The 12643-nt window shown below is 68.7% G+C and carries 12 protein-coding genes; all 12 read left to right on the top strand.

Features of this window, described 5'->3' with window-relative positions:
- The first annotated feature begins 1 nt into the window (after nt 1).
- Nucleotides 2-475, top strand: a complete 474-nt coding sequence (gene nusB, locus PWF70_RS13185; protein ID WP_035751481.1) for a transcription antitermination factor NusB — start codon at nt 2-4, stop codon at nt 473-475.
- A gap of 162 nt (nt 476-637) precedes the next feature.
- Complete coding sequence (gene pyrR, locus PWF70_RS13180) at nt 638-1222, top strand: bifunctional pyr operon transcriptional regulator/uracil phosphoribosyltransferase PyrR (RefSeq protein WP_006357196.1); 585 nt, start codon at nt 638-640, stop codon at nt 1220-1222.
- Nucleotides 1222-2172, top strand: coding sequence for an aspartate carbamoyltransferase catalytic subunit (locus PWF70_RS13175; RefSeq protein WP_035751483.1), 951 nt, complete (start codon nt 1222-1224; stop codon nt 2170-2172). Before pyrR ends, PWF70_RS13175 begins: the two co-directional genes overlap by 1 nt.
- A 40-nt stretch (nt 2173-2212) precedes the next feature.
- Nucleotides 2213-3523 carry a dihydroorotase gene (locus tag PWF70_RS13170; protein WP_035751484.1) on the top strand — a complete coding sequence of 437 codons (1311 nt, stop codon included), beginning with the start codon at nt 2213-2215 and terminating at the stop codon, nt 3521-3523.
- Nucleotides 3520-4140 carry a PH-like domain-containing protein gene (locus PWF70_RS13165; RefSeq protein ID WP_006357199.1) on the top strand — a complete coding sequence of 207 codons (621 nt, stop codon included), beginning with the start codon at nt 3520-3522 and terminating at the stop codon, nt 4138-4140. The genes PWF70_RS13170 and PWF70_RS13165 overlap by 4 nt, the downstream gene beginning before the upstream one ends.
- Nucleotides 4137-5306 (top strand): glutamine-hydrolyzing carbamoyl-phosphate synthase small subunit, encoded by a 1170-nt coding sequence (gene carA / locus PWF70_RS13160; RefSeq protein ID WP_035751485.1) that lies wholly within the window; start codon nt 4137-4139, stop codon nt 5304-5306. Before PWF70_RS13165 ends, carA begins: the two co-directional genes overlap by 4 nt.
- A complete protein-coding gene (gene carB / locus PWF70_RS13155; RefSeq protein ID WP_035751486.1) occupies nt 5306-8641 on the top strand; it encodes a carbamoyl-phosphate synthase large subunit in 3336 nt (1111 codons plus the stop codon). Before carA ends, carB begins: the two co-directional genes overlap by 1 nt.
- A 13-nt stretch (nt 8642-8654) precedes the next feature.
- On the top strand, nt 8655-9485 hold the full coding sequence (gene pyrF / locus PWF70_RS13150; protein WP_035751488.1) for an orotidine-5'-phosphate decarboxylase: 831 nt from the start codon (nt 8655-8657) through the stop codon (nt 9483-9485).
- A gap of 484 nt (nt 9486-9969) precedes the next feature.
- Nucleotides 9970-10284: an integration host factor, actinobacterial type gene (gene mihF / locus PWF70_RS13145; protein WP_004021989.1), complete on the top strand. Its 315-nt coding sequence runs from the start codon at nt 9970-9972 to the stop codon at nt 10282-10284.
- Between the two features lie 40 nt (nt 10285-10324).
- Nucleotides 10325-10954, top strand: a complete 630-nt coding sequence (gene gmk / locus PWF70_RS13140; protein ID WP_006357203.1) for a guanylate kinase — start codon at nt 10325-10327, stop codon at nt 10952-10954.
- 41 nt (nt 10955-10995) lie between these two features.
- Nucleotides 10996-11295, top strand: a complete 300-nt coding sequence (gene rpoZ, locus PWF70_RS13135) for a DNA-directed RNA polymerase subunit omega (protein ID WP_006357204.1) — start codon at nt 10996-10998, stop codon at nt 11293-11295.
- Between the two features lie 13 nt (nt 11296-11308).
- Nucleotides 11309-12568: a bifunctional phosphopantothenoylcysteine decarboxylase/phosphopantothenate--cysteine ligase CoaBC gene (gene coaBC / locus PWF70_RS13130; RefSeq protein ID WP_035751492.1), complete on the top strand. Its 1260-nt coding sequence runs from the start codon at nt 11309-11311 to the stop codon at nt 12566-12568.
- Nucleotides 12569-12643: the final 75 nt, after the last annotated feature.

Genomic DNA, 12643 nt, shown 5'->3' with positions numbered 1-12643 from the left:
TGTGAAACAACCCGGAACCCGACACAAGGCGCGGCGGCGCGCGGTCGACCTTCTCTTCGAAGCCGAGGCAAAGAAGGTCAGCCCTGCGCAGCTCGTCGCCGAACGCCGTGAGTACGTCCGCAGCGACGAGAGCGTCGGCTCGATCCACGACTACACCGCCACGGTGATCAACGGACTCGCCGACGATCAGAACCAGATCGACGCGGTCATCTCCTCCTATCTGCGGGAGTGGACGCTGGAGCGTCTGCCCGCCGTCGACCGCGCCATCATGCGCCTGGCGACCTGGGAGCTGTTCAACTCGCTCGACGTCGACACCATCGTGGTGGTCGACGAGGCGGTGGAGCTCGCCAAGGAGCTGTCCACCGATGATTCGCCGGCCTTCGTCAACGGTGTGCTCGCCAAGATCGCCGAGCTCGCGCCGCAGGTCCGTGCCGCCGCGTCGGCCGAGCCGCGGCCGTCGGGTGACGCCGAGTAGTACCGAAGATCTCATGTCATCGGTCCCGGTCGTGTTCGCGACCGGGACCGCTTGCTGTGGCGCAGGTCGCGGGAATTCGTCTGTCTCGCCACGCGGTGTAAAGTGTCGCGAGACAGACATCCTTTAACGATCCGTCCTGCGAGGCGGAGAAGGAGGTCGGCTTTGGCCAGCCCCGCCCCCAGGGTGCTGCTCGATGCCGCTGACGTGTCGCGCACGATTGCTCGTGTCGCACACCAGGTTATCGAGAAGACAGCACTGGACTCGCCCGACGCCCCGCGCGTCGTTCTCATCGGAATTCCCACTCGCGGAACGTCTCTCGCGACCCGCCTGGGTTCCAAGATCGGCGAGTTCGCCAATGTCGAGGTGCCGGTCGGCTACCTCGACATCACCCTCTACCGCGACGATCTGCGCGGCAAGCCCCATCGCCCACTCGAACGGACAATGGTCCCGGCCGGTGGCGTCGACGGCGCGATCGTGATCCTCGTCGACGACGTGCTCTACTCCGGACGCACGGTCCGCGCCGCGCTCGACGCGCTGCGTGATCTCGGTCGCCCCGCCGCGGTTCAGCTCGCGGTGCTGGTGGATCGCGGCCACCGCGAATTGCCGCTGCGCGCCGACTATGTCGGCAAGAACATCCCCACCGCTCGAGACGAGCAGGTGTCGGTGCACCTCACCGAACACGACGGGATCGACCAGGTCGTCCTGAGTTCCGGCGCCGATGTCGTTGCCGCCGAGGGTGATTCGTGATGCGGCATCTGCTCTCCACGCAGGATCTCGGCCGCGACGAGGCCACCGCGCTCCTCGATGACGCCGAGCGCTTCGAGCAGGCACTGACGGGCCGCGAGGTCCGCAAGCTCCCGACGCTGCGCGGCCGGACCGTCATGACGGTGTTCTACGAGAACTCGACCCGCACCCGCGTCTCCTTCGAGGTCGCCGGCAAGTGGATGAGCGCCGACGTCATCAACGTCAGCGCGTCGAGTTCCTCGGTGGGCAAAGGCGAATCGCTGCGGGACACGGTCAAGACCCTGCACGCCGCCGGCGCCGACGCGCTGATCGTCCGCCACCCCGCGTCGGGTGCGCCCGCCCAGATCGCCGACTGGACCACCGATTCCGACGGTGAGGGCCCGGCGATCATCAATGCCGGTGATGGCACGCACGAACATCCGACGCAGGCCCTGCTCGACGCGCTCACCCTGCGCCAGCGGCTCGGGTCGCTGGACGGGCGTCGCATCGCGATCGTCGGCGACGTCGTGCACTCGCGCGTCGCGCGGTCCAACGCGCACCTGCTGTCGACCCTCGGTGCCGAGGTCGTCCTCGTCGCCCCGCCGACCCTGCTCCCGGCGGGAGTGGGCGAGTGGCCGGTCACCGTCTCGGGCAACCTCGACGCCGAACTGCCCGCCGTCGACGCGGTGATGATGCTGCGCGTGCAGGCCGAGCGGATGAACGGCGGCTTCTTCCCGAGCCCCCGCGAGTACGCGGTTCGCTTCGGTCTCAACGACCGCCGCCTGGCGATGCTCTCCGACGACGCGGTGGTCCTGCACCCCGGCCCGATGCTGCGCGGCATGGAGATCGGCTGGTCGGTCGCCGACTCGCCGAAGGCCACCGTCCTCGACCAGGTCCGCAACGGCGTGCACGTCCGCATGGCGGTGCTCTTCCGCCTCCTCGTCGGCTCCGATTCGGCGGGAGCCCAGCTGTGACACCGAGTACGCCCACCCCCAGCACGTCAGGAGTTCGCAAGTGACCGCCCCGGCAACCGGAACCGTCCTGCTCGGTGATGTTCGCCCCTACGGCGAAGGTGAGCCGGTCGACGTTCTCGTCGTCGACGGCGTGATCACCGAGATCGGCCCCGAACTGTCCGCACCCGCGGGCGCCGAGCGCATCGAGGGCAAGGGCGGGGTGCTGCTGCCCGGTTTCGTCGACCTCCACACGCATCTGCGCGAACCCGGCCGCGAGGACACCGAGACCATCCGGTCCGGCTCCGAGGCCGCCGCCCTGGGCGGGTACACCGCGGTCTTCGCGATGGCCAACACCAGCCCGGTCGCCGACAACTCGACCGTCACCGACAACGTATGGCGCTCCGGCCGCGAGGTCGGCCTCGTCGACGTCTACCCGGTGGGTGCGGTCACCGTCGGACTCGAGGGCCGCCAGCTCGCCGAGATGGGCATGATGAACGCCGGCGCCGCGGGCGTCCGGATGTTCAGCGACGACGGCAAGTGCGTCGACGACCCGCTGCTCATGCGCCGCGCCCTGGAGTACGCGACCGGACTCGGTGTGCTCATCGCGCAGCACGCCGAGGAGCCGCGCCTGACCGTCGGTGCCGTCGCCAACGAGGGCCCCACCGCGTCCCGCCTGGGCCTCGCCGGCTGGCCGCGTGCCGCCGAGGAGTCGATCGTCATCCGCGACGCGCTGCTCGCCCGCGACGCCGGCGCCCGCATCCACATCTGCCACGCCTCGACCGAGGGTACCGTCGAGCTGCTGCGCTGGGCCAAGGACCAGGGGATCGCGATCACCGCCGAGGTGACCCCGCATCACCTGCTCCTCGACGACTCGAGACTCGAAACCTACGACCCGGTCAACAAGGTCAATCCGCCGCTGCGCGAGGTTCGCGACACCGAAGCCCTGCGTCGGGCGTTGGCCGATGGGATCGTCGACTGTGTGGCCACCGACCATGCGCCGCACGCCGCGCAGGAGAAGTGCTGCGAGTTCGCCCAGGCCAAGCCGGGCATGCTCGGGCTGCAGACCGCCCTGCCGATCGTCGTCGAGACCTTGGTCAAGCCGGGACTCCTCGACTGGCGCGGCGTCGCACGGGTGATGAGCGAACGCCCCGCGCAGATCGTCGAGTTGACCGATCAGGGCCGCCCGATCGAGGTCGGTGAGCCGGCCAACCTCACCGTCGTCGACCCGGACTCCTCGTGGGTGGTCCGCGGCGACGAACTGGCCAGCCTGTCGCGCAACACCCCGTTCGAGGAGATGACGATGCCGGCGAGCATCACCGCCACCGTCCTGCGCGGCGTGGTCACCACCCGCGAGGGCCGGGTGACCCGATGAACCTCCGGGCCCGGCGCGGCCTCATCCCCGGCATCCTCGTGCTCGTCGTGGTCGCCTCGGTGATCGGCACCGTGCTCGGCTACGGCAGGTTCGTGTTCAACGCGTGGTTCATCGGCGTGTGCGTGCTCATCGTGCTCGGCCTGCTGTCGATGTTCTACCTGCTGATCACCGGCAACAAGAAGAAGCAGGCGGCGCAGGCCGAGCTGATCGGCGAACTTCCGCCCACCCCGGCCGATCTCGGGGCGGAGCAGCGCGGCCCCGACACCGGCCTCTACCTCGGTTCCACGATGGCACCGAGTTGGCAGAACCGCGTCGCCGTCGGGGACATCTCCGATCGCGCGTCGGCGACGATCGCCGAGTTCGCCGCGGGCATCCTGATCACCCGTCAGGGTGCAAGCGACATCTGGATTCCGCGTGAGGCGATCACGGCGGTCCGCACCGAGCGCGGCATCGCGGGCAAGGTCATGAGCGCCGACGGTGTCCTGGTGATCCGGTGGGTCCTGCCCAGCGGCACCGAGATCGACTCGGGAATCCGCGCAGACGACAAATCGATCTATCCCGGTTGGGTGAACGCCTTTGCCGGGCAGCATGACAGTGGACAGGGGACACAGGAATGAACACAGCGGTCTTGGTGCTGGAGAACGGCCAGGTGTTCACCGGCCGGAGCTTCGGCGCAGTGGGCGAGACCCTCGGTGAAGCGGTGTTCTGCACCGCGATGACCGGCTACCAGGAGACCCTGACCGACCCGAGCTACCACCGGCAGATCGTCGTGGCCACCGCGCCGCAGATCGGCAACACCGGCTGGAACACCGAGGACGGCGAGAGCACCGGCAGCGCGGGCAGCACCGGGGTCGACGGCGACTCCGGCAAGATCTGGGTGGCCGGATACGCGGTGCGCAATCCCACGCGTCGCGTCTCGAACTGGCGCGCCACCACCTCCCTCGAGGACGAACTCGTCAAACAGGGGATCGTCGGCATCGGCGGGATCGACACCCGCACCGTGGTCCGCATCCTCCGCGACCACGGCTCGATGAAGGCCGGCATCTTCTCCGGACCGGCACTGGCCGACACCGACGAACTCGTCGGCCGGGTGCGCAACCAGCCGGACATGAAGGGCGCCAAGCTCGCCGACGAGGTCACCACCACCGACGGCTACATCGTCGAGCCGGTCGGCCAGCACCGGTTCACCGTCGCGGCCATCGACCTCGGGATCAAGACCAACACCCCGCGCATGTTCGCCGAGCGCGGCGTCCGCACCCATGTGCTGCCGGCGAACGTCGCCCTCGACGCGATCGCCGACCTCAAGCCAGACGGTGTCTTCCTGTCGAACGGCCCCGGTGACCCGGCGACCGCCGACGACGTCGTCGAGCTCACCCGCGGCGTTCTCGGCCGGGATCTGCCGCTGTTCGGCATCTGCTTCGGCAACCAGATCCTGGGCCGGGCCCTCGGCCGGTCCACCTACAAGATGAAGTTCGGGCACCGGGGCATCAACATCCCGGTTGTCGACCACGCCACCGGCAAGGTCTCGATCACCTCGCAGAACCACGGCTTCGCACTCGAGGGTGAGGCGGGGGAGGAGTTCGACTCCGACTTCGGCCGCGCGCGGGTCAGCCACGTCTGCGCCAACGACGGCACCGTGGAGGGTCTCGAGCTGCTCTCCGGCCGCGCCTTCTCCGTGCAGTACCACCCGGAGGCGGCCGCCGGGCCCCACGACGCCGCGTATCTGTTCGACAAGTTCGTCACCCTGCTCGAGGGTGACCGTGCGCAAGGAGCGAGTGCCTGATGCCGCGCCGCGAAGACATCAACCACGTCCTGGTCATCGGCTCCGGCCCGATCGTCATCGGCCAGGCCTGTGAATTCGACTACTCGGGCACCCAGGCCTGTCGCGTGCTCAAGGCCGAGGGCCTGCGCGTCAGCCTGGTGAACTCCAACCCGGCGACGATCATGACCGACCCGGAGTTCGCCGACGCCACCTACATCGAGCCCATCACCGCCGAGTTCGTCGAGAAGGTGATCGAGGCCGAGCGCGACGCCGGTCATCCCATCGACGCGGTGCTCGCCACCCTCGGCGGGCAGACCGCGCTGAACACCGCGGTCGCACTGCACGATCGCGGCTCGCTGGAGAAGTACGGCATCGAGCTGATCGGCGCCGACTTCGACGCCATCCAGCGCGGCGAGGACCGCCAGATGTTCAAGGACATCGTGGAGAAGGTCGGCGGCGAGAGCGCCCGTTCCCGTGTCTGCCACACCATGGACGAGGTCCGCGAGACCGTCGCCGAGCTCGGCTTCCCGGTCGTCGTGCGCCCGTCGTTCACCATGGGCGGCCTCGGTTCGGGCATGGCCTACAACGACGAGGACCTCGACCGCATCGCCGGTGGCGGACTCGCCGCCTCGCCGACCGCCAACGTCCTCATCGAGGAGTCGATCCTCGGCTGGAAGGAATACGAACTCGAGCTGATGCGCGACAACCGCGACAACGTCGTGGTCGTCTGCTCCATCGAGAACCTCGACCCGGTCGGCGTGCACACCGGCGACTCGGTGACCGTCGCCCCGGCGATGACCCTCACCGACCGCGAGTACCAGATCATGCGCGACCTCTCGATCGACATCCTGCGCGAGGTCGGCGTCGACACCGGCGGCTGCAACATCCAGTTCGCCCAGGACCCGCGCGACGGCCGCCTCGTCGTGATCGAGATGAACCCGCGTGTGTCGCGGTCGTCGGCCCTGGCGTCGAAGGCGACCGGCTTCCCGATCGCCAAGATCGCCGCGAAGCTGGCCATCGGCTACAGCCTCGACGAGATCGTCAACGACATCACCAAGGAGACCCCGGCCTGTTTCGAGCCCACGCTCGACTACGTCGTGGTCAAGGCGCCGCGGTTCGCGTTCGAGAAGTTCCCGGGCGCCGACGACACGCTGACCACCACGATGAAGTCGGTGGGCGAGGCCATGAGTCTCGGCCGCAGTTTCGCCGAGGCGCTCGGCAAGGTCATGCGTTCGCTGGAGACCAAGGCCGGTGGCTTCTGGGTGGAGGCCGACCGGCCCGACCCCAAGACCGTCGATCTGCCCGCGCTGCTCGAGGAGATCAGGACGCCGAAGGACGGGCGTCTGTACAAGCTGATGCTGGCCTTCGACGCCGGCGCCACGATCGAGCAGCTCTACGAGGCCACCGCGATCGACCCGTGGTTCCTGGCCGAGATCGGCGGCATCGCCGCGCTCGGTGCGGAGATCCGCGACGCCGACACCCTCGACGAGGCGCTGCTGCGCGAGGCGAAGTCGAACGGCTTCTCCGACCGTCAGATCGCTGCCCTCCGTCCGGAGTTCGAGGACGAGGCCGCCGTGCGCGCGCATCGTCTGTCGCTCGGTGTGCGCCCGGTCTTCAAGACCGTCGACACCTGTGCGGCCGAGTTCGAGGCGAAGACGCCGTACCACTACTCGACCTATGAGCTCGATCCCGCGGCGACCAGCGAGATCGCACCGCAGCCGGATCGGCCGAAGGTGCTCATCCTCGGTTCGGGCCCCAACCGCATCGGTCAGGGCATCGAGTTCGACTACTCGTGTGTCCACGCCGCGCTCACCCTGAGCGAGGCCGGGTACGAGACCGTGATGGTCAACTGCAACCCGGAGACCGTCTCTACCGACTACGACACCGCGGATCGTCTGTACTTCGAGCCGCTGACCTTCGAGGACGTGCTCGAGGTCTACTACGCCGAATCCCAGTCGGGCACCGTGGCCGGCGTCATCGTGCAGCTCGGCGGCCAGACCCCGCTGGGTCTCGCACGCCGCCTCGAGGAGGCGGGTGTCCCGATCGTCGGCACCAGCCCGGCCGCCATCGACCTCGCCGAGGATCGTGGCGAGTTCGGCAAGGTGCTCACCGGGGCCGGCCTGCCGGCTCCGGCATTCGGTACCGCGACCAGCTTCGCCGAAGCCCGCGACACCGCCGCCCGCATCGGCTACCCGGTGCTGGTGCGTCCGTCGTACGTCCTGGGCGGCCGCGGCATGGAGATCGTGTACGACGAGAAGTCCCTGGAGGACTACATCTCTCGTGCCACCGAACTGACCCCCGACCACCCGGTGCTGGTGGACCGCTTCCTCGAGGACGCGGTGGAGATCGACGTCGACGCCCTGTGTGACGGCGACGAGGTCTACATCGGCGGCGTGATGGAGCACATCGAGGAGGCCGGTATCCACTCCGGCGACTCCGCGTGTGCGCTGCCGCCGGTCACCCTCGGCCGCGCCGACCTGGAGATGGTCCGCACCTCCACCGAGGCGCTCGCCAAGGGCATCGGCGTGAAGGGCCTGCTCAACGTGCAGTACGCGCTCAAGGACGACGTCCTCTATGTGCTGGAGGCGAATCCGCGCGCGAGCCGGACGGTCCCGTTCGTCTCCAAGGCGACCGCGGTGCCGCTGGCCAAGGCCTGTGCCCGCGTGATGCTCGGCTCGTCGATCGCCGAACTGCGCGAGCAGGGCATCCTGCCGAAGACCGGAGACGGCGGCGAGGCTCCCGCGACCGCGCCGATCTCGGTGAAGGAAGCGGTCCTGCCGTTCAACCGGTTCCGTCGCCACGACGGCAGCGGTGTCGACAACCTGCTCAGCCCCGAGATGAAGTCGACCGGTGAGGTCATGGGCATCGACGCCGACTTCGGTCGCGCGTTCGCGAAGTCGCAGACCGCCGCGTACGGTTCGCTGCCGACCAGCGGCAAGATCTTCGTCTCGGTTGCCAACAAGGACAAGCGCGCGCTGATCTTCCCGGTCAAGCATCTCGCCGACCTCGGCTTCGAGATCCTGGCGACCGAGGGCACCGCGGATGTGCTGCGCCGCAACGGCATCAAGTGTGAGACCGTGCTCAAGCACTTCGAGGCCGCCGAGGGACAGCGCACGGTTGTGGACATCATCCGCGCCGGTGAGGTCACCATGGTGATCAACACCCCGTACGGCAACTCCGGCCCGCGCGTCGACGGGTACGAGATCCGCAGTGCGGCAGTCTCGGTCAACATCCCGTGCATCACCACGGTGCAGGGTGCCAGCGCCGCGGTCCAGGGCATCGAGGCCGCGATCAACGGCGACGTCGCGGTGCGCTCGATCCAGCGACGCCACGCGGACATGGCCGGCCGGTCATGACGGTGGTGTCGGCATGATGGGGGCGTCCGGTTTCGGCGCCCGCTACCGGCAGGTGACGGCCGAACGCGGACGCCTGTGCGCGGGCATCGACCCGCACGCGGCGCTGCTGACCGACTGGGGTCTGGACGTGTCCGTCGACGGGTTGTCCCGCTTCGCCGACATCTGCGTCGAGGCGCTGGCCCCGTCGGCGGCGGTGATCAAGCCGCAGGTGGCCTTCTTCGAGCCGTTCGGCGCCGCGGGTTTCGCGGTGCTCGAACGGGTCGTCGCGGGTTGCCGCGAGGCGGGTGCCCTGGTGATCGCCGACGCCAAGCGCGGTGACATCGGCTCGACCATGTCCGCCTACGCGCAGGCCTGGTTGGCCGACGCCTCGCCGCTCTGCGCCGACTCGGTGACCGCCTCGCCCTACCTCGGGTACGAATCACTGCGTCCAGCACTGGATCTGGCTCGTGCGGGGCAGCGCGGCGTGTTCGTCCTGGCACGAACCTCGAACCCGGAGGGCGGCGACGTGCAGAAGGCGATGGCAGGGGAGCGGACGGTAGCCCAGTCCATCGTCGACGCCGCTGCGGCCGAGAACGCCGACGGCACGGCCACCGTGGGTCTCGTCGTGGGCGCGACCCGCGAACACGGACTCGACCTCGCCGGCCTGAACGGCCCCATCCTGGCACCCGGCCTGGGTGCTCAGGGCGCCACCGCCGAGGACCTGAAGGTGGTCTTCGACGATGCCGACCCGGCCTGGGTGTTGCCGGCGAGCTCGCGTGGCGTGCTGCGGGCGGGTCCCGACGTCGCCGCTCTACGGGACGCGTTCATGCAGGCGCGCGACGAGGTCGAGGCCGCGCTGGGCTGAGACGACGCGGGCCCGGCGCTACGCCGGGGAAGCGCGCGACACGCTCGAAACGCGATCGAATTCCGGACGAATCTGGTCACATCACTCCAGTCACATCCGTCTCAGCAAGTGAATCACGCGATCGCGTGTCTTTCGCATTGCTACCGACCTGCGCGGATGGCGTCATCGCCGTGACCTGCAGGTTCCTGGTAAAACCCGTAGTCAGAGCGCTGCAACACTGAGTGAAGGGTTGAAGGGCCGGAGCGGACTGCTGCAGTGCACTACAACATGAGAAAACACCGCGAAAACGGGGGGTCGCGCTCGCAAATGCCTGCTCACGTCGGTACGGTCGCATTCGCCGCCAACAATCGGTGGTGCCGGACGGGTACCCCACCCGACCGCATCGTTGCGAAGACGACGCAGCGCCGCCAGTGTGGCAACAGCCGTCGGACGCCTCAGGGCGGACGATGACAGTCCCAATCAAGAACGAAAGACGGAGGAACCCGTGGCCCTTCCCCAGTTGACTGACGAGCAGCGCGCCGCTGCGTTGGAGAAGGCAGCTGCCGCTCGTCGCGTCCGCGCGGAGCTCAAGGAGCGCCTGAAGCGCGGTGGCACCGATCTCCAGCAGGTGCTCAAGGATGCCGAGAACGACGAGATCCTGGGCAAGATGAAGGTCTCGGCACTGCTCGAGGCCCTTCCCAAGGTCGGCAAGGTCAAGGCTCAGGAGATCATGACCGAGCTGGAGATCGCCCCGACCCGCCGCCTGCGCGGTCTCGGCGACCGTCAGCGCAAGGCTCTGCTCGAGAAGTTCAGCTCCTGAGCGTGAGCATCGCAACCGAACACGGCAGCGTGATGAGCTCGTGGGACCGGCGGTGACCAACCGGCCGGATACCGCGGGAGCCGCACGCACGAGGGGTCGACTGATTGTCTTGGTCGGCCCCTCGGCCGTCGGCAAGTCCACCGTGGTCGCCAAGGTGCGCGCCGCGTTGCCCGACCTGTACTTCAGCGTCTCGGCGACCACCCGCGCACCGCGCCCCGGTGAGGTCGACGGCCGCGACTACTACTTCGTGTCCGCCGAGGACTTCGACAAGATGATCGCCGGTGACGAGCTCCTGGAGTGGGCTGAGATCCACGGTGGCCTGCAGCGATCGGGTACACCGCTCGCGCCCGTCCTCGCGGCTCTGGAGGCCGGCAAGCCCGTTCTGGTGGAGGTCGACCTCGTCGGTGCGCGCAACGTCGTCACCCGACTGCCCGAGGCGACCACCGTCTTCCTCGCGCCGCCGAGCTGGGACGAACTGGTCGCCCGGCTGACCGGCCGCGGCACCGAGAGTCCCGAGGCGATCGAGCGCCGGCTGGCCACCGCGAAGGTCGAGATGGCCGCCAAAGACGAGTTCGACCACGTCATCGTGAACAGCGAAGTCGACCGAGCGGCCTCCGACTTGGTATCCTTGCTGGTCGGACCTGAGCAGGCCACCGCGCCCGCGACCTGACCAGCCTCTCTGACATCCCAGACCTCGACGCAGGAGTTTGTGTGACCACCCCGACCAATTTCGACATCACCGAGATCGCCGACGCACCGGCATACGACACGCCGCTGGGTATCACCAATCCGCCGATCGACGATCTCCTCGAGCGCGCCTCGTCGAAGTACGCCCTCGTCATCTACGCGGCCAAGCGTGCCCGCCAGATCAACGACTACTACAACCAGCTCGGCGACGGCATCCTCGAGTACGTCGGCCCGCTGGTCGAGCCGGGCCTCCAGGAGAAGCCGCTGTCGATCGCGATGCGCGAGATCCACTCCGACCTGCTCGAGCACACCGAGGGCGAATAGTCTCGACGTCGGGATGACCACACCGACCAAGCCGCGACGCCGAATCCTCATCGGCGTCGGTGGAGGTATCGCCGCATACAAGGTGTGCTCGGTGATCCGCCACTTCACCGAGTCCGGGCACGAGGTCCGCGTCGTGCCGACCCCCGCCGCACTCAAGTTCGTCGGCAAGGCGACCTTCGAGGCACTCAGCGGTAACCCGGTCAGCACCACCGTCTTCGACGACGTCGACGAGGTCGCGCACGTGCGTCTGGGCCAGGGCGCCGACCTCGTGATCATCGCCCCGGCGACCGCGGACCTCATGGCCCGCGCCGCCCAGGGCCGCGCCGACGATCTGCTCACCGCATCGCTGCTCACCGTGCGGTGCCCGGTGCTGTTCGTGCCGGCCATGCACACCGAGATGTGGGAGCACCCGGCCACTCAGGCCAACATCGCGACGCTGCGCGAGCAGGGCTCGACGGTCATGACCCCGGCGTCGGGTCGGCTCACCGGCACCGACTCCGGCCGCGGCCGTCTACCGGACCCGCAGGAGATCGCGCTCACCGGCGAGCTTCTCCTCGATCGCGCCGACGCCCTGCCCTACGATCTCGCCGGTGTCCGCGTGCTCATCAGCGCCGGCGGCACCCGCGAACCTCTCGATCCCGTGCGTTACCTGGGCAATCACAGCTCCGGCAAGCAGGGATTCGCGCTGGCCCGTGCGGCCGCGCAGCGCGGTGCGAGCGTCACCGTCGTCGCCGGTTCGACCGCTGATCCGGGCGATCCCGCCGGCGTGCAGATCGTGCGGATATCGACGGCTCAGGAACTCTCCGAGGAGATGACCAAGCGCGCGGCCGACGCCGACGTCGTCATCATGGCCGCCGCCGTCGCCGACTTCCGGCCGATCGCGGTGGCCGACGCGAAGATCAAGAAGGGCGATCAGGGTCCGGCCCCGATCGAGCTCACCACCAACCCCGACATCCTCCGCGGCCTGGTCGATGCGCGGGACGACGGTCGGATTCCGTCCGAGACCGTCATCGTCGGCTTCGCGGCCGAGACCGGGGACGAGACCGGCGGGGTCCTCGACCACGGTCGCGCCAAGCTCGCCCGCAAGGGTTGCGACCTCCTCGTGGTGAACGCCGTCGGTGACGGCAAGGCGTTCGGCACCGAGGACAACACCGGGTGGCTGCTTTCCGCCAAAGGTGACGAGACCGCTCTGCCCTTCGGATCGAAAACACTCATGTCGAGTCGGATACTTGACGAAGTGCGACAACTGGTGCCTGATGGTCGGGGGGCCTGAGCGGCACCGTAGTTTTGAAAGTGACTCCACCGGCCACACCGACCGGCCGACACCTGCCAAACGGCGCCGGACACA

The organism is Gordonia sp. Swx-4 (genome assembly GCF_030316175.1).
In the GTDB taxonomy this organism is placed as follows: Bacteria; Actinomycetota; Actinomycetes; order Mycobacteriales; family Mycobacteriaceae; genus Gordonia; species Gordonia alkanivorans.
This window is presented reverse-complemented; position numbering and strand designations above follow the sequence as displayed.

Coding starts and splice junctions, on each gene's coding strand:
- PWF70_RS13165 (WP_006357199.1), top strand. CDS start 3,520: ATGAACCTCCGGGCCCGGCGCGGCCTCATCCCCGGCATCCTCGTGCTC.
- carB (WP_035751486.1), top strand. CDS start 5,306: ATGCCGCGCCGCGAAGACATCAACCACGTCCTGGTCATCGGCTCCGGC.
- pyrF (WP_035751488.1), top strand. CDS start 8,655: ATGATGGGGGCGTCCGGTTTCGGCGCCCGCTACCGGCAGGTGACGGCC.
- coaBC (WP_035751492.1), top strand. CDS start 11,309: ATGACCACACCGACCAAGCCGCGACGCCGAATCCTCATCGGCGTCGGT.
- PWF70_RS13175 (WP_035751483.1), top strand. CDS start 1,222: ATGCGGCATCTGCTCTCCACGCAGGATCTCGGCCGCGACGAGGCCACC.
- carA (WP_035751485.1), top strand. CDS start 4,137: ATGAACACAGCGGTCTTGGTGCTGGAGAACGGCCAGGTGTTCACCGGC.